Annotated in this window: 17 protein-coding genes; 10 read left to right on the forward strand and 7 right to left on the reverse strand. The window is 51.5% G+C overall.

Features of this window, described 5'->3' with window-relative positions; genetic code table 11:
• The first annotated feature begins 11 nt into the window (after nt 1-11).
• Genes HHI26_RS12140 through HHI26_RS12155 form a run of 4 tightly spaced genes read left to right on the forward strand, consistent with a single transcriptional unit; the run spans nt 12 to nt 4,220 of the window.
• Complete coding sequence (locus tag HHI26_RS12140) at nt 12-1,505, forward strand: sugar ABC transporter ATP-binding protein (protein ID WP_133841601.1); 1,494 nt, start codon at nt 12-14, stop codon at nt 1,503-1,505.
• Between the two features lie 21 nt (nt 1,506-1,526).
• Complete coding sequence (locus HHI26_RS12145) at nt 1,527-2,498, forward strand: ABC transporter permease (protein ID WP_133841602.1); 972 nt, start codon at nt 1,527-1,529, stop codon at nt 2,496-2,498.
• Nucleotides 2,498-3,355 (forward strand): MurR/RpiR family transcriptional regulator, encoded by an 858-nt coding sequence (locus HHI26_RS12150; RefSeq protein ID WP_133841603.1) that lies wholly within the window; start codon nt 2,498-2,500, stop codon nt 3,353-3,355. The genes HHI26_RS12145 and HHI26_RS12150 overlap by 1 nt, the downstream gene beginning before the upstream one ends.
• Before the next feature lies 1 nt (nt 3,356).
• Nucleotides 3,357-4,220, forward strand: coding sequence for a ribokinase (locus HHI26_RS12155; RefSeq protein WP_171149164.1), 864 nt, complete (start codon nt 3,357-3,359; stop codon nt 4,218-4,220).
• Nucleotides 4,221-4,280: 60 nt separating this feature from the next.
• Here the strand turns inward: HHI26_RS12155 and HHI26_RS12160 are convergent, their stop codons facing one another.
• Both HHI26_RS12160 and HHI26_RS12165 read right to left on the reverse strand, forming a co-directional pair.
• Nucleotides 4,281-4,889, reverse strand: coding sequence for a glutathione S-transferase (locus tag HHI26_RS12160; protein WP_171149165.1), 609 nt, complete (start codon nt 4,887-4,889; stop codon nt 4,281-4,283).
• Nucleotides 4,890-4,909: 20 nt separating this feature from the next.
• Complete coding sequence (locus HHI26_RS12165; RefSeq protein WP_171149166.1) at nt 4,910-6,415, reverse strand: hypothetical protein; 1,506 nt, start codon at nt 6,413-6,415, stop codon at nt 4,910-4,912.
• A gap of 442 nt (nt 6,416-6,857) precedes the next feature.
• On the opposite strand from HHI26_RS12165, the gene HHI26_RS12170 reads away from it, so the two are divergent.
• Nucleotides 6,858-7,376 (forward strand): GNAT family N-acetyltransferase, encoded by a 519-nt coding sequence (locus HHI26_RS12170; RefSeq protein ID WP_171149167.1) that lies wholly within the window; start codon nt 6,858-6,860, stop codon nt 7,374-7,376.
• A gap of 93 nt (nt 7,377-7,469) precedes the next feature.
• On the opposite strand, the gene HHI26_RS12175 is transcribed toward HHI26_RS12170, so the two are convergent.
• The 4 genes from HHI26_RS12175 to HHI26_RS12190 form a co-directional block, all read right to left on the reverse strand.
• On the reverse strand, nt 7,470-7,907 hold the full coding sequence (locus tag HHI26_RS12175) for a VOC family protein (RefSeq protein ID WP_015697722.1): 438 nt from the start codon (nt 7,905-7,907) through the stop codon (nt 7,470-7,472).
• 197 nt (nt 7,908-8,104) lie between these two features.
• Entirely contained in the window at nt 8,105-8,578 is a 474-nt protein-coding gene (locus HHI26_RS12180; RefSeq protein ID WP_171149168.1) for an NUDIX domain-containing protein, read from the reverse strand.
• 187 nt (nt 8,579-8,765) lie between these two features.
• The gene (locus tag HHI26_RS12185) at nt 8,766-9,668 is read right to left on the reverse strand and encodes a right-handed parallel beta-helix repeat-containing protein (protein WP_171149169.1); all 903 of its coding nucleotides are present in this window, start codon (nt 9,666-9,668) and stop codon (nt 8,766-8,768) included.
• A gap of 13 nt (nt 9,669-9,681) precedes the next feature.
• Complete coding sequence (locus tag HHI26_RS12190; protein WP_171149170.1) at nt 9,682-10,434, reverse strand: type 1 glutamine amidotransferase; 753 nt, start codon at nt 10,432-10,434, stop codon at nt 9,682-9,684.
• Between the two features lie 119 nt (nt 10,435-10,553).
• On the opposite strand from HHI26_RS12190, the gene HHI26_RS12195 reads away from it, so the two are divergent.
• Both HHI26_RS12195 and HHI26_RS12200 read left to right on the forward strand, forming a co-directional pair.
• Nucleotides 10,554-11,327, forward strand: coding sequence for a helix-turn-helix transcriptional regulator (locus HHI26_RS12195; RefSeq protein WP_171149171.1), 774 nt, complete (start codon nt 10,554-10,556; stop codon nt 11,325-11,327).
• 33 nt (nt 11,328-11,360) lie between these two features.
• Complete coding sequence (locus HHI26_RS12200) at nt 11,361-11,846, forward strand: GNAT family N-acetyltransferase (protein WP_171149172.1); 486 nt, start codon at nt 11,361-11,363, stop codon at nt 11,844-11,846.
• A gap of 354 nt (nt 11,847-12,200) precedes the next feature.
• On the opposite strand, the gene HHI26_RS12205 is transcribed toward HHI26_RS12200, so the two are convergent.
• Complete coding sequence (locus HHI26_RS12205) at nt 12,201-12,530, reverse strand: NIPSNAP family protein (protein WP_133841610.1); 330 nt, start codon at nt 12,528-12,530, stop codon at nt 12,201-12,203.
• A 152-nt stretch (nt 12,531-12,682) separates the two neighbouring features.
• Here HHI26_RS12205 and HHI26_RS12210 point away from each other — a divergent pair, with 152 nt between their 5' ends.
• The 3 genes from HHI26_RS12210 to HHI26_RS12220 all read left to right on the forward strand — a co-directional run bounded on the left by HHI26_RS12210 (nt 12,683) and on the right by HHI26_RS12220 (nt 15,130).
• The gene (locus HHI26_RS12210) at nt 12,683-13,039 is read left to right on the forward strand and encodes a hypothetical protein (protein ID WP_171149173.1); all 357 of its coding nucleotides are present in this window, start codon (nt 12,683-12,685) and stop codon (nt 13,037-13,039) included.
• 132 nt (nt 13,040-13,171) lie between these two features.
• Nucleotides 13,172-13,522 carry a DUF3147 family protein gene (locus HHI26_RS12215; RefSeq protein WP_133841612.1) on the forward strand — a complete coding sequence of 117 codons (351 nt, stop codon included), beginning with the start codon at nt 13,172-13,174 and terminating at the stop codon, nt 13,520-13,522.
• Between the two features lie 387 nt (nt 13,523-13,909).
• Nucleotides 13,910-15,130 (forward strand): MFS transporter, encoded by a 1,221-nt coding sequence (locus HHI26_RS12220; RefSeq protein WP_171149174.1) that lies wholly within the window; start codon nt 13,910-13,912, stop codon nt 15,128-15,130.
• Nucleotides 15,131-15,134 lie beyond the last annotated feature (4 nt).

Raw genomic sequence — 15,134 nt, forward strand, 5'->3', positions numbered from 1 at the left:
CAGGAGGGTGTATGGAACAGTTTTGCCTGACGATGCGCGGCATCAATAAAACCTACGGCAGTGCGGCCGCTCTACAGGGTGTGGATTTTTCCGTCAGACCCGGAGAAGTTCACGCATTAATCGGTGAGAACGGCGCGGGGAAATCAACGCTGCTGAATATCCTCTCCGGCGTGCGCTCCGCTGATTCCGGGGAGATCAGCGTCAACGGCGTGGTGGTGCAGATGAAGAATCCACTGTCCGCGCGGCAGGCCGGGATTGCCATGATCCACCAGGAGTTGCAGCATGTTCCTGAGCTCTCCGTTGCCCAAAATATGTTTCTCGGCAGGCCGCTGACGCGTTTCAAAGGCTGCTTTGTTGACCGTAAGGCGCAGCGTAAGCGGGCGATCGCCATTCTGCGCCGCCTTGATCCGAGCATCGACCCGGACGAGCCGATTAAGAATCTGAAGGTATCGCAGCAGCAGATTGTCGAGATCGCCCGTGCCTTGCTGGATGAAGCCAAAATCATTGCGATGGATGAGCCGACGTCCAGCCTGACACCGCGTGAGTTTGACCGGCTGGCCGAACTGATTTCTGATTTGAAGTCGATGAACGTGGCGCTGATTTACGTTTCACACAAGATGAACGAGATTTTTAAGGTTTGCGACCGCGCCACCATTCTGCGTGACGGCAGGCAAGTTGGCGTGGTGAACATCTCTGATGAAACGGAAGAGACCATTGTCACCAAGATGGTCGGCCGCAAAATTGAGAAGGTACATCATCAGTCGCATATCACCGATAAAGAGGTGCTGCGGGTGGAGGGGCTGGGGCGCGACCGTGCGGTTCAGCCTGCCAGCTTCAGCGTAAATGCCGGTGAAGTGCTGGGGATTGCCGGGTTGGTCGGGGCAGGGCGAACCGAACTGCTGAAGCTGATTGCCGGGATTGATACCCGTACCAGCGGCAGCGTGCTGGTTGACGGTGTGGCAGTGAAAAATCTCAATGTCAGTAGCGCCATTAAGGCCGGCATCGGTCTGGTGCCGGAAGATCGTAAAAAAGAGGGCATCATTAAGCAGCGCGCAGTGAAAATGAATATGGCGCTGCCATCGATGATGAAATTTACCCGCGCGGGAATATTGCGTCAGCGCCAGCTTGATAAAGTGGCGCTGGAGGTAATGACCGACCTCAACCTGCGCCCCCTGAATATTGAAAAGCCGATTGGCACATTGAGCGGCGGTAATCAGCAGAAAGTGATTATCGGACGCTGGGTGGCCGCGGATAATAAAGTGTTTCTTTTTGATGAGCCAACACGGGGAATTGATATAGGTGCCAAATCAGAAATTTATAATCTGATTGAAAAATTAGCCCGCCAGGGAAAAGCCATTGTGGTGGTGTCTTCTGAAATGCCAGAAATTATGCGTATTTCGGATCGGGTACTGGTTATGCGTGAAGGGAAAATCACCAGAGAACTGAGCGGTGAGGCTATCACCGAAGAAAACATCGCCCGTTATGCGATTAACGATCTGGCTTAAGAACGAATGAAGGTAATCAAGATGATGACGCAAGATAAAACGCAACCTAACGTGCCGTCAGCGGCGCTGTTTAAATTTAATCTGCGCGATGCGGGAACACTGATTGGTTTATTTATTATTGTGGTGACGTTTTCACTGCTGTCACCGGTATTCTGGACGCTGCCTAACCTGCTTAATATTCTTCAGCAGTCTTCCATCAATGCCATTATTGCCCTTGGTATGACGCTGGTGATTATTTCCGGCGGGATTGACCTCTCCGTGGGGCCGACGGCGGCACTTTCAGCCGTACTGGGTGCCACGCTGATGGTGGCCGGGGTGCCGGTTCCGCTGGCGGTAATGGCCACGCTGGGCGTTGGTGCACTGTGCGGTGTGTTCAGCGGTACGCTGGTAGCCTATGCCGGATTACAGCCGTTTATCGTGACGCTGGGCGGGCTGTCCCTGTTCCGTGCTTTAGCCCTGATCTTCACCAACGGCAACCCGATCTTTGGGATTCCGATGGAGTTCCGTAATCTGATCAACAGTACTGTATTTGGCGTGCCCACGCCGATTGTGGTGGTGGTGGTGATTGCCGTTTTCCTGTGGGTGGTGATGAACAAAACCCCGCTGGGTGAATATATTCTGGCGGTGGGCGGCAATGAAGAAGCGGCGCGTGTGGCCGGTGTGCCCGTTAAACGCACCAAAGTGACTGTGTTTGTGATTTCCGGGGTGCTGGCCTCGCTGGCTGCACTGATCCTGATTGCCCGCCTGGGGGCCGCAGAACCGACTATCGGAAACCTGTGGGAACTGGATGCGATTGCCGCTGCGGCCATTGGCGGAGCGTCGCTGATGGGCGGAAAGGGCAGTATTATCGGTACGTTGATCGGGGCGGTCATCCTCGGTGCATTACGTAACGGTCTGACGCTTCTCAATATTCAGGCGTTTTATCAATTGCTTGCTACAGGCCTTATTATTATCATAGCCATGTTGATTGACAGAGCGACACGAGGCAAGTAATGAAGCAAGACCCGCGAGCCATAGGCGCTCAAATACGCATGCGTTTACCCAGCCTGACGCCACTGGAAAGGAAAGTCGTGGATTCCGTTACGTCGAAAACAGATTTAACTGAGCAAACATCGATTAAAGAAATTGCCCAGATAAATAATGTTTCCGAAGCCATGGTGGTGAAAATAGCCAAGAAATTAAACTTCTCGGGGTTCAGAGATTTCAGAAGTAGTCTGATTTATTATAACTATTCTGAAGTCGCCGGGATGCATGCGGAAATTGAAGCGGATGACTCGTCGGAGCAATTACTGGCAAAAGTTTTCAGAACCTCCATTCAGGCAATAGAAGAAACACGCTCTATTCTTGATGTGTCTGAATTCAACCGGGCGGCTGATATTATTTTTAAGGCGCGACATATCGATTTATATGCCGTCGGCGGCTCTGCCGCCGTTGCACGGGATTTATCCCATAAGATGTTGAAGATTGGGATTAAAACCACGGTGTACGATGATGCGCATATTATGCTGATGTCAGCGGCAGTGTTATCGGATGACGACGTAGTGATCGCCATCAGTCATTCCGGCGCCACGCGTGCGGTGAATGACCCGATAAAACTGGCAGCACGTAACGGAGCCAAAGTGATTGCGATTACGAACTATGCCGAGTCGCCCATTGCGCGCAGCGCGCATGTGGTGCTCAATTCAACCTCTCAGGGCTCGCATTTGTTGGGGGAAAACGCCGCGTCACGCATTGCCCAGTTAAATATTCTGGATGCACTGTTTGTGGCGATAGCGCAGAAGGATCTGAAGACGGCGGAGAAGAACCTGAAGAAAACCCAGCAGGCAGTCCAGGATCTCAGAGAATACTAATATGAGTCACATCTTAGTCATCGGCAGTCTCCATTACGACATTATGCTGGCGGCACACCATCGCCCGGAAAAAGGTGAAACGGTGATTGGCAGCAGTTGTGCCTATAAATTTGGCGGCAAAGGCGGTAATCAGGCCGTGTCGGCGGCGCTGGCAGGCGCGAAGGTGCGTTTTGCCGGGGCCGTGGGGGATGATGCGCAAGGGCAGTTTTTGCTGACGTATCTCCAGCAACATGGCGTGAACACGGCGGATGTGGCGGTGAAAGCGGGTGTGCCGTCCGGGATGAGCGTGGCGATTCAGGATGCAGAGGGCGACTACGGCGCGGTGGTGGTGTCCAACGCCAATAACCTGATTGCTCCCGATGCCCTCAGCGATGACCGTTTGTGGCAACAGGTGAGTATGTTGCTGCTGCAAAATGAAGTGCCGGACGCCGTTAATCATCAGGCCGCTGCCGAAGCGAAGAAGCGCGGCATTCTGGTGTGCTATAACGCTGCCCCGGCGCGCGAGGTCAGCGAACAGATGCTTGCAAGCGTTGATTTGCTGGTGGTGAACGCGGTGGAAGCGCGCGACCTGAGCCAGATTGCGGTGCCGAATCTGTCTGCGGCGTGCCTTGCTGCCGAAAGCCTGGGGCAGAGCTTCCCGGCCGTGGTGGTAACCGCTGGCGAACATGGCGTGGCGTTCTGTGAGAAAGGCAGTGCCAGCCAGTCCTTGCCGGCAGAGAAAGTGACGCTGGTCAGCACCCACGGTGCAGGAGACTGCTTTATGGGCATGCTGTGCACCACGTTATTACAGGGCGCGACGCTGGCGACTGCCGTCAGCAACGCTAACCGTGCGGCGGCCGAGCACGTCTCACGCCCTGCGTTGTAAAGGTAGTGCCCCGCAGAATGAGTGCTCGCTGTTGGTTTTAACACCACCACGACGATGGCATCATTTCTGCGGGTATTGTCTGAACGCGTCCAGCGCTTCCCACTTCTCTGCATAGGCGGCAATCGCCTTGAACGCATCTGCTTTCACCACATCAGGTATCATCAGCTGAATAAAGCTCCATACGACGGCGCTGGTGATCGCCACCTGGTCGGGTTTTTCCTGCGCTGTGGAGCGGGTGCTCAGCGCGGCTTCCCACTTGCGACAGGCCGCCAGCAACTGCCCGGTAACACGATCGGTCCAGGGCTGATGTTGCTTCTCCGCCGGGCGCAGGTTGTGCTCATAGACGTGCTGCACGGCTTTCTCACTGGCAGCCAGGATCACACCCAGCAGCGCTAAATCGGTTGCCAGCGCGGCAGGTGCAGAGGGAAGTAGCTGATGTTGTGCGTCAGCCTGTGCCTCGAAATAGCTGAGGATCAGTGACGAATCCATCAACTGCGTGCCATCGTCGAGAATCAACGTGGGGGCTTTCACCACCGGATTAAGCTGGGCAAACGCGTCAAACGTGCTGAAAACCGACAGCTGCTGGTTTTCAAATACCACGCCGTAATACGCCAGTGAAACCGCTACACGCCGTACATACGGCGAATCCAGCATACCGATCAGCTTCATTTCAACTCCTCATCGTCAGGTTAAAAATCACGTAACTCATCGAACAAATTCATCATCGGGTCTTTATCAAACGGTTCCGACGCCCCTGCGGTTTGCTGCTCAATCAGGGATAACAGACCATAAAGCACCTCACCAATTTCTTCACGCTCTATCGTTTCAATGATGTTGCTGCGGCGATCCATGGCATTAAACGCCTCGGTGTAACTGCGCACCATGGCTTCAGCGAGGGCGGTAACACTGGCCGCCTCGCTGGAGGCATCAATAGTGCGCAGCGAGGCCAGCATTTTTTTATACAGCGTGGCGGCCTTTTTCGCGTTGGCGGCACTGATATGTTCACGGCCATCCCAGTCCCGGAACGGGTTATTCAGGTTTTCTGCCAGCCATGCCGGTTTACGCGCCTGTTTGATCGCCAGATCCACACCCGATAACGCGGCTTTCTTCCAGGCTTTTTTAATAGCACTCGCCGCGTCAGCAGGCAGACTGTTCATCCACAGTAGCGAGAGATGCGGTAACTGCGGCGGCGCAGGAAACGCCTCCGGGCCGAAGCCAAACAGATCAACGGTGGTGAACATTTGCAAATCCGCGAGGCGTGACAGGCTGGCCATATTGCTCACCATGCCCGGCTTACCCCACAGGCGCAGGGTGTTTAACGTCGGGTAACGATCGGCAATCGCGGCGATATCCACTTCTGCCACCTCGGTTAAATGCAACCCGCCCAGCGCTTCCAGCCCCTGGAGTTCAGCCAGCGTTTGCCTGTGCTGAACGGTCAGGTCACGGCCAAGATAGCGGCTGTTGATTTGCAATTCCGCCGCCGGGGGACGGGTGAAAGAGAGCAGCTTCAGGCCATCGTTGAGCGACAGGGATACCAGCCCCGTAGGGTCAACGATCAGGCGTTGCAGCTGGCTGCCGCTGAGGTCGAGCGTTGTCACGCAGGAGGATGCCCAGTGGAGTTCATAGATAAAGGCATGCTGATTAACGTACTCCGCCAGCCTGGCGTTGCCCTCCGTCGTGTCGAGTGAGGTGAGGCAAGGCAGCCGGTCCAGTTCAGCATAATCCGTGATGCCCTGCAGGAAAGTATCGCCAATTTTATTGGTATTTTCAGGCAGTACGCCTGCGGGCAGAGTCACCTGACGGTCGCGGGACGCGGCTTTAAAACGTGCGCGCTTTTCCGCGTCAATCCGATCCCAGCTGCGCTGCTGATACAGGCTGCTGCCAACATTCCAGCCGCCGCCGTAGCTGTTCACCTCTTCATTCACCAGAGGCGGAATATTCCCGACCCGAGTGTAATATGATGGGACACTGTCGGAGAGAAAGGTGTGATCGTAGCGGCCCCGCCAGAAAAAGTAATCACAGCGCAGCGGCTGCATCGCGACCAGCGCAGCCTCATCGGGTAAGGCTTCTCCTGACCAGTCGAGATCCAGCACCGCGACCAGGTTGCCCTCTTTTAGCGCAGTGATCTGGCAGGCTACGTACTGCTGAAGCTTGGGATAAAAAACACAATAGATATCGCCTGGCGTGGGTTTCATTCCCTGTCTTTCCCTGAGGTTAGGTGGCTGTTGCAGTGAAGGGGTGTGATTTCAGTATGCCGGGGAGGGGCGTGACAGACAATGAGAAAGCGTTGTCGGGTCTGAATTCAGAATGGTGAAGGGCGTGCCGCAGCCCTTCACTGCGGATGAGTATACAGTGCCGACTTACGATTCTGAGGATTAGCGATCGGGATAAGAGGGGGGTTGACGTTGATGCTGAAACCACTCAGGTTTCTTCACGATAGCCAGCTCTATCGTAGCTGACTGAAATCATCCAGGAGAGAGTTTTCGTTGTGAGGCGAGGCTTTACTTCTGGTTGTCAGGGGCATCCGCTTAGACGGTTTGCTTTATGTCAGAAGCGCACATTACTTACATCGTGCTATGTTGATTTATGTGGAGAAATTCACCGAAAGTCATACCTTCTAGTAAATAGGATTGTCAGATGAATGTAGAAACTGCGCGTTTAAGGCTTGAACCCTATCATGACTCACACTACGAAGGCTTAAGGGTGATGGATAACGATTCCGGCGTGATGCGGTATATCAGCAAGGGGATTGTTAAAACACCAGAAGAGACCTGGGAAAGTATCAGGCGTGTTCAGGCCAGATGGCATAAATACGGATTTTCGTGGTGGGCTATCAAAGAGAAGGCTTCCGGGGCCATCGTTGGCGCAGCATGCCTCCAATACCTGGCAAACGTTGAGGGTGCACCCTTAGAGATTGGCTGGCGGCTCGTCCCAGAACAGAATGGCAAAGGCTATGCAACAGAAGCGGCGAAAGCGATTATTGATTTCGCGGCAGAGCAGACAGGCGCAACGTATTTAGTGGCTGTTGCCGATCCTGAAAATACTCCCTCTCAGCGCGTGATGCAGCGATTAGGCATGACTTACAAAGCAATAGAACAGCATTACGATGTGCCCTGCGTAGTCTATGAGCTGAGCATTCAGCGCGCTGAATCGTAATGGGGATGTGACAACGTCCGCTTCGTGCCCAAAAGCGGACTTTGCAAACATCTCTGTTTTAATTAGAGGATAACAGGTCATGATATGTGGGCCTCATTGACTGCGTTCCATCAATTCAAGCGTCTGACCATCAGGGCTTTGTAAATATATTACTCTGGTTCCCTGCATGGGGCCTGACAATACTGTCTGAGGTTTACCCGGCGTCTTCCAGCCGTAGTCCGATACTTTGCCCAAGAGCGTATCAAGATCCTCTACATTAAAAGCAAGGTGAGCGTAGCCTGGGATATAGGGCGCTGAAGGTTCTTCTGGCTGCTCAATGTTATTGTATTGTAGTAATTCAATTCGAATATCAGCCAGTTCAAGCAAAGCCATTCGTACATCAGCTCCCCTTGCACCTGTTACCTCATCGATTATAGGTCCGGACATTTTTCCTTCACGTAATAATTTACCTCCAAGAATCTGAGTCCAAAAAAATAATGAGTCTTCAATGTTTTTAACTGAAAAACCAACGTGATTAACACTTAAGATCATGCAATTACCTGCTGATATTTGAAAAGTTCATCATCCAACTATATAGAAAGCCTGCTTTATTTCTACAAGATAAATGCGCGACCGTTTTACAAGCCTGCATCTTTTATCGATAAATTGCGAATGTCCGCTTTCGCTCTCAGCGGACCTTCAGCTTCACGTGCTTGTCTGCTGAGTGCCAGAAGGGAACGTTCAGGATATCATGATGCAGTTAACGTCGAAGATCCGGCTGACTTGCTTTCAAGGATGTTAATGATTAAGTCGCGTGGGAAAATTGTCTCATTGGTGTGTATGATTTCTTCTATTGTCCACCAATGATGATCGCGAATGACTTCCTTTTCATTGCGACTCCACCCTGATCGGTCGACATCGACTGTATTTGCATTAATCATAAAGAAACGTTCTTCAGCAAGTACCGTCTCCCCACTTGGTAGCATCATTGTGAAGGTTCGGGACGCTATTTGTGGTCCGGTTAATGTTCTTGTCAAACCCGTTTCTTCAAATAATTCGCGTATAGCGGCCTGCTCGAAAGATTCATTTTTTTCAAGCCCTCCGCCCGGCGTTGCCCAGTATGTTTTTCCTCTCAGAGCACCCTCTTTATGACAGAACCTAAAGAGCAGGACGTGATTTTCAGGCGAAAGAATGATCAATCGAGATGATGGTCGAATGCGCACGTACCCTCCTTAAAAAAGCTTAAATACTCATTCTCGATATTTATCTAAACATAAATTGCAGCCTGAGTCGGCCTATAGGTCTGCATTTTTTTACAGCTTTAATCTCACTCAACGTCCGTTCCTCGCCCATGGCAGACAGCAGACCAGGTCCCGCTTCTGGCTGCTTAGTGTCAGAAGCGGGCAGAAACTATTCGGAGATGACGTGCGCTGCTTCAGCGGGTGCATTGAGTTCTACATCACACTGAGGGCCAAAGCATTTTATCTGTTGGCAGCCTGGCTTCCCGCTAAGGCAGTTGTGATAAACGTGCATGTTATGGAGTCTGACATTAAAGACGGTGTCCATATGGATACCGTAATCGGCATTGTCATATACCTCCAGATCACTCATATACACGTTGATCAGGTGCGAACCACGAATGCCGTGGCCACGCGGGCTGGCATAAAAACCGCCGCTGTTTTTTTCGGTTTGGATCAAACGAATTTCTGCCACCCGACGAAGGTAGATATTATGAAAATAGTCCTTTTCGGTGTTGCCGTTGTTATGCAGCTTCAGGTCTGTCGCCGTGACACGACTGGCGCCTTTAATGTGGACCCCGTCGCTGCTGTTCTCCACCTCAACATTCTGCAGGGTGATATCACTGCAGCCGGTTTTTTCACCGATAGTTGGGTCCCCACTGCAGTTAAAAAAGAGGCCAATCTGATTATTTCTCAGATCCTGGCTGTCAACATGCTGGTCAATGGTGCCGACCAGTTTCACATCCTTTATTGTGACGTGGCTCGCGGCAGTGGCATAAAGCAGCGGGGCATTAATGCTGCTTCTGACCTCAGGGCTCCAGGTGATAACCGTACCCGGCCCCGCGCCTTCAAGTGCCACATTGCTGCTCAGCAACAGACTGCTGTCCTGAAACCACGTACCGTTGCCGAGCTGCACGGTGCCGCCACCGGCATCGGCCACCCGCTTAATGCATTCAGACAGCGCGTGCGCAACCGGGCAAACCACGATGCCAGCAGCAACCGCCGCGGGGGCGTAACCTGGCACTAGGAAAACAGTGATAAAACCGAGATAGCGCAAGAGGGCTTTCATTGTCATTTTTCGCTCACCGTTAACTGACGAACAGGCGGGGAGAGGGTGACTGGCGGCTCTGACGGTAACGTTTAGCCAGCTTATCCAGGAAAGTAAACAGTGTCTGATTCATCTCCCGATAATCATGTGTACGCAACTCCGCTGGGGTTTGCACAAAGCGGAATTTGGCTGCACGGCTAAGATCCTCTTCGGAGTGGGCGATCAGCAGTTCGACCACCTCCGGCGTCAGCTCCATGTGGCACTGAAAACCATAGACCAGATCGCTGTAAGCCACGATCTGTCGCGGGCATCCTTCGCTGTAGGCGATGATTGTTGCATCCGGCGTCAGACCAGGCATATCGTTATGCCAGTGTCCGACTTCAAGCGTATGCCCGAAATGCGTAAACAGCGCATGCTGGCGCCCGGCTTCCGTCAGGGAAACAGGGAATTTACCAATCTCTTTTTCCGGGCTGTGGCTGAAGGGAGCACCGAGTGCTTCACCGATCAGCTGGGAACCCAGGCAGATACCGATAACGGCTTTTCCGGCACGGACCGCGGCAGCGATGATGGCTTGTTCAGCCTTCGCATCAAAATGGGGGCATTCTTCAGGCGTGGTGGACGGATCCTGTGGGCCGCCCATGACGATCAAAATATCAATGTCATCCACGCTGGACGGGAGCGACTCGCCTTCATAAACCCGTGTACAGGTTACGTGATGGCCCTGGCCTCTGGCCCAGGCCTCATAGGCGCCAGGTGCCTCAAAACTTTCATGGATAAGGAAATGTACGCGCATTTGCATATGCCCCTGTTATGCTTATGATAATGAGTTTGTTTCAAGTGTTACCCTGCCAGGATGTTTCTGGAGCGGGTGAGTCCTACTTAGTCAGGATAAAGGCAGGAACTGAATTTAAGATGCCAGGTAGCATAGATAAAGCGCCAAGACATGATGACGCGACCGGGTGGTCTGGCACCTCCATAGGCTATCAACGCGGAGAGACAGACCCTCCCCATCATCATATTGAAGGACAACTACTTTTTGCTACCAGAGGCGTTATGCTGGTTGAAACAGAGGGCAATCGTTGGGTGATACCACCTCAACGTGCATTATGGCTACCGCCTCTCCAGATACACAGCTACAACCTGCTATCACAGACTGACTTAAGAGCCATTTATTTCAGTCGCAGTCTTATCGAAGAATGCCAAAATTTTACCAAGAGTAGCCATGTGCATGTGATTACAGCCACAGCACTGGTGAAAGAGCTGATAGCCGGGCTTTTCAGTGCCAACTACAGTGCACCGAGCCAACGTAAAATGGCGCTGTTGATTTTGGAAATTCTTAGTGAGGCAACACCTTTGGCCGCGGAGCTTCCTGTGCCGCGTGATGAGCGCTTATGTCGGGCAACCAACGAGTTATTGGTCAGCCACCGCTGGGAAGCGTCGCTAAGTGATCTGGCCTATATTGCTAACATGTCTGAACGCACTTTCTCGCGACTGTTCATTAAAGATACCGGGTTCAGCTTCAGAACCTGGAAGCAAAGAGCAAGAATTTGTGCGTCATTAGATCTTCTCGCCAATGGCATATCAGTTAAGCAGGTCGCATACCAACTGGGTTTCTCATGCCCGGCTGCATTCACCGCAGCTTTTCGTTCCATTCTGGATTCAACACCACGCCATTTTCTTACTTAACAATTATCTGCAATCTGTTCTATGAGGCGTTAAATGGATATCTTACTTGAAGATTTCACAGAAATGTGTTTTCCCGATTATTTCAGACTTGTCAGTAGCGTAGAAGTTATGGCTATGATCACAGAGCGTGCGATTCCCTATGATGAGGCATGCCATGATTTTGAAAAGATGCTTAATGACAATGCACGGAATGCAGAATTAGGCTGTTTCAGGATTGTAGATGCTAATAAAGGTAATTTTATCGGCCTCGCTAAACTGGTGCAGATTAGTGAAAAACCTCAGACCGCCGAGCTTGGTTACATGCTATTACCTGAATTCTGGGGGCGCGGTATCGCCAGCCGTGTCACCAGATTACTGATTGAGAAAGCCAGTAAAAATCTTGAAATATCCACACTCATCGCCATTATTGATCCTGCAAATGCGGCTTCGAGAAAAATTCTGACGAACCATGATTTCGTTTCCGTTGAGTTCAGGGATTTTGATGGTTTGCCAGGTGAAATTCTACAGCGAGCAATATAGTCAATAATTTTTTGTTACCCGATTTATTACTGTCCAGGATCAGTCTTTAATGAGATTTATTTCTATGGTTGTGATTGGGGTTTTTTATAATTTTACATTCTGATTTACGTTAAATATAGGGACATGTATCCCTTGATATATGTCCGCTTGTCGCTCAAAGTTGCCTGTCATGCCTGCCTAAGAAATAGGCTTAGCGTAGGATGTTTCCATTTTTCCATCGGAAAGTCAGCCCCGTATTGTCGACTCTGTGATCATCCATACGGACGTCAATCAGACTTCCTTTCGCCACGCAAACAATGTGACGACAGTTCCATCCTTTATAGCTGTGATGGGCAGTCAGCCCACGCTGAACAATCAGCTGGATCGCAAATTCTCAATGGCATTGTTGCTAAGCATGAGCACGGATTTAACGCTGACGCTGATTCTGTCGACAATGGCCTGCCGCGGGCCAAGACGCCACTCTTCGCTGTTATAAAAAGATTCCTGAGAGGATTTCAGCTGGGAGAGGCTGTCATAAGCTCTGATCAAATAGTAAGCATCGTCGTCATGGGCTGATATACCAAAAGAAATGATATCCATACCCGCTAAACGGTGAAGTGGAGCACTCTCCTCCGTCATTATCCTGTGGAAGTCTTTCCCTGTGCCGGGTTTTAGGGTGTACAGCAAAAATTCGACTGTTTTCATCTTCGATATCCTGTTCATTTTTATCATCATAGCGAATTATTGTGCCGTGGAACCATGAGGCTTGCCAGAACTGGTGGTATGGTAAATACCAATGGTCTGCGGGTACCAAAAACCGGAGCACTGTATCTGGTAACATCTACTCGAGGTAAAAAATGGTTTTCAGGTTTTTATCACAAATCGCGCTTGGTAATGCGCTGACAAAACTCACTAACGTGTTTGAAGAACTACAGCATTCAAAGAAAGTGATGCCTGTGGGTGCTGGCGGAGGGATTGATTCACTGCCAATCAGAAGGCAACAAGAAATTATAAATAAAATGCCCAAATGGCTCGATACGCTGAGAAAGCATCCTCGCCATGTCGTCACTCGTGAGTTGATAAAAAATATGCTCATTAGTGAGAAATTGGGTGAGGTTGGACGTATAGAAATACAGTTTAACTTATTGGAATTTCTGGTCGAAAATGACGTTGCCATTTCTGATGATGAATTCAAAAAAAGCGATATGGATTAAATTGTTACTCAAGCGTGACTGAGTCTATCTGGGGCTGAGGGGTGAGGGTCGAAGACCGTCCATGACGAGTGCGCTAAAGTTCTTCAGGCAAATGTCATGGTAAATCGGAGGTACCGGGGAAAGAGGAATAAAATGCTCTGGCTGATAGTGAAATATGCGCTGACCGCAGGAATGATTGTGCTTGTCTCTGAGGTGGCAAAGCGAAGCGACCGGCTCGGTGGTCTGCTGGCGGCATTGCCGCTGGTCACTGTTTTAGTGCTGATATGGATGAAGATTGAGGGGCAAACGCAGGAAAAGATTGCGAGCCATGCGTGGTATACATTCTGGTATGTGGTCCCGACGCTTCCGATGTTTCTTTGCTTCCCCCTCATGTATCAGCGGTGGGGATTCTGGGTCGCGCTGCTGGCGTCCTGCTTCATGACTGTGGTGATTTTTTGGGGGTATGCGCTTGTGCTTCGCCGCTTCGGTATAGATCTCATGTAACACCGGTACCAACGGCGGATGTTATGTTCAATCCGGGTGGTTTTGCAGGTTACCAGCAGATAAGGTGCCCCCCGGATGTGAAGGTGGCACGTCCGCTTTTCACTCAACGCTGGCCTTTAGTTCTCCTCTCCATCGGCGGAATGCACCTTGTTCCGATGACATTCCCCATGCCCCCTTGACCCTGAACGCCATCCCGCCCCAATCTTCTCCTCGTCCCATGGTGGCAATGACGTTGACGGGGCAGGAGATGAGCACTATTTTTGAGCCGGGTTCACGCGTATAAACAGCAAGGCTCTTCAAGTACTGAACAATCAAAAGCCAGGCAAATTAACCCGGGCCATCGTGCCGGTGTTTTCGTGATGACGATTCTTTCTGGGGCGAATGTTGATGAGATTACGTTCACTGCAAGTTCTCTGTTTGCTCAACTTTTTTATCGCGGATGTCCGCGATGGGCTGGGGCCGTTTTTAGGTATATTTCTGGTGTCCCATCACTGGCGGGCAGAAGAAATTGGTCTGGTGATGACGGTGGGGGGCCTGGCCGGATTGTTAGCCACGTTCCCCTCAGGGATGATCGTCGATGCCACGCGTTACAAACGTCTGTTAATTATCACTTCATCCCTGCTCATCACCTTGAGCGCGCTTGCCCTCTGGTATTTTCCGACTTCCGTCGTGGTGATTTTATCGCAAATCATTACCGGTATCGCGGCCGCTATCGTCGCGCCAGCCATTGCCGGCATCACCTTAGGCATCGCCGGTCAGAAAGGTTTTTTGTCGCAGATGGGCCGAAATGAAGCCTTCAACCATAGCGGTAATATGGCGGTGGCGGTGCTGGCAGCGATAACCTGCTGGGTCTGGGGCACGGGTTCCGTGTTTTTACTGATGACCACGATGGCGGTATGCGCCGTGATGTGTACATTAGCGATTAATAAAAACGATATTGACCATGATGTCGCGAGAGGGGTGGAAAAACACGAAGGTCCGACGGTTTCGGTCTCTGTTCTGGCGTTGCTAAAGCGACCTGAACTGGCGGTAACGGGGGTGACACTGCTCCTCTTCCACCTGGCCAATGCGGCACAACTGCCGATGTTAAGCATGCAGGTCGCCTCCTCTCCCTCGGGTTCCCTGTTTACGCCTGGCACCTATGCCGCCCTGACGGTCGCGATTTCTCAGGCGGTGATGATCCCTGTTGCATTGCTCACGGCAAGATATGCCGCACAGTATGGCTATGCCAGGCTTATCGTCATTGCGTTGATCGTATTACCTGTTCGTGCCGCGATTGCGTCTTTCTGGGGCAATGAATTTGTTATCTTTCCAGTCCAGGCGTTAGACGGTGTCGGTGCGGGAATTTTGGGCGTGGCCGTACCCGGACTTATCGCCTCATTGTTTAATGGCTCAGGACATATCAACGCAGCGCTTGGGCTGGTTATGTTACTCCAGGGGCTGGGTGCCTCATTCAGTCCGGCGTTGGCTGGCGTCATCGTAAGCCATACGTCATGGAGCTTCGCCTATATGATTTTGGCAGGCATTGCGCTCTGTGCTCTTTTCATCTGGCTGATGTTTCGCCGGTACGTTTTTAATTCACGTCAGCCTGAACAAGAGACGATCTGAGGAT

The sequence above is a fragment of the Erwinia sp. JH02 genome (assembly GCF_013074405.1).
GTDB classification, from domain to species: domain Bacteria; phylum Pseudomonadota; class Gammaproteobacteria; order Enterobacterales; family Enterobacteriaceae; genus Erwinia; species Erwinia rhapontici.

What these genes read in the sequence shown, in the direction of transcription:
- HHI26_RS12220 (WP_171149174.1), top strand. Translation starts at nt 13,910, where the DNA reads ATGAGATTACGTTCACTGCAAGTTCTCTGTTTGCTCAACTTTTTTATC.
- HHI26_RS12195 (WP_171149171.1), top strand. Translation starts at nt 10,554, where the DNA reads ATGCCAGGTAGCATAGATAAAGCGCCAAGACATGATGACGCGACCGGG.
- HHI26_RS12200 (WP_171149172.1), top strand. Translation starts at nt 11,361, where the DNA reads ATGGATATCTTACTTGAAGATTTCACAGAAATGTGTTTTCCCGATTAT.
- HHI26_RS12150 (WP_133841603.1), top strand. Translation starts at nt 2,498, where the DNA reads ATGAAGCAAGACCCGCGAGCCATAGGCGCTCAAATACGCATGCGTTTA.
- HHI26_RS12185 (WP_171149169.1), bottom strand. Translation starts at nt 9,668, where the DNA reads ATGACAATGAAAGCCCTCTTGCGCTATCTCGGTTTTATCACTGTTTTC.
- HHI26_RS12145 (WP_133841602.1), top strand. Translation starts at nt 1,527, where the DNA reads ATGATGACGCAAGATAAAACGCAACCTAACGTGCCGTCAGCGGCGCTG.
- HHI26_RS12155 (WP_171149164.1), top strand. Translation starts at nt 3,357, where the DNA reads ATGAGTCACATCTTAGTCATCGGCAGTCTCCATTACGACATTATGCTG.
- HHI26_RS12215 (WP_133841612.1), top strand. Translation starts at nt 13,172, where the DNA reads ATGCTCTGGCTGATAGTGAAATATGCGCTGACCGCAGGAATGATTGTG.
- HHI26_RS12160 (WP_171149165.1), bottom strand. Translation starts at nt 4,889, where the DNA reads ATGAAGCTGATCGGTATGCTGGATTCGCCGTATGTACGGCGTGTAGCG.
- HHI26_RS12170 (WP_171149167.1), top strand. Translation starts at nt 6,858, where the DNA reads ATGAATGTAGAAACTGCGCGTTTAAGGCTTGAACCCTATCATGACTCA.
- HHI26_RS12190 (WP_171149170.1), bottom strand. Translation starts at nt 10,434, where the DNA reads ATGCGCGTACATTTCCTTATCCATGAAAGTTTTGAGGCACCTGGCGCC.
- HHI26_RS12210 (WP_171149173.1), top strand. Translation starts at nt 12,683, where the DNA reads ATGGTTTTCAGGTTTTTATCACAAATCGCGCTTGGTAATGCGCTGACA.
- HHI26_RS12175 (WP_015697722.1), bottom strand. Translation starts at nt 7,907, where the DNA reads ATGATCTTAAGTGTTAATCACGTTGGTTTTTCAGTTAAAAACATTGAA.
- HHI26_RS12140 (WP_133841601.1), top strand. Translation starts at nt 12, where the DNA reads ATGGAACAGTTTTGCCTGACGATGCGCGGCATCAATAAAACCTACGGC.
- HHI26_RS12205 (WP_133841610.1), bottom strand. Translation starts at nt 12,530, where the DNA reads ATGAAAACAGTCGAATTTTTGCTGTACACCCTAAAACCCGGCACAGGG.
- HHI26_RS12165 (WP_171149166.1), bottom strand. Translation starts at nt 6,415, where the DNA reads ATGAAACCCACGCCAGGCGATATCTATTGTGTTTTTTATCCCAAGCTT.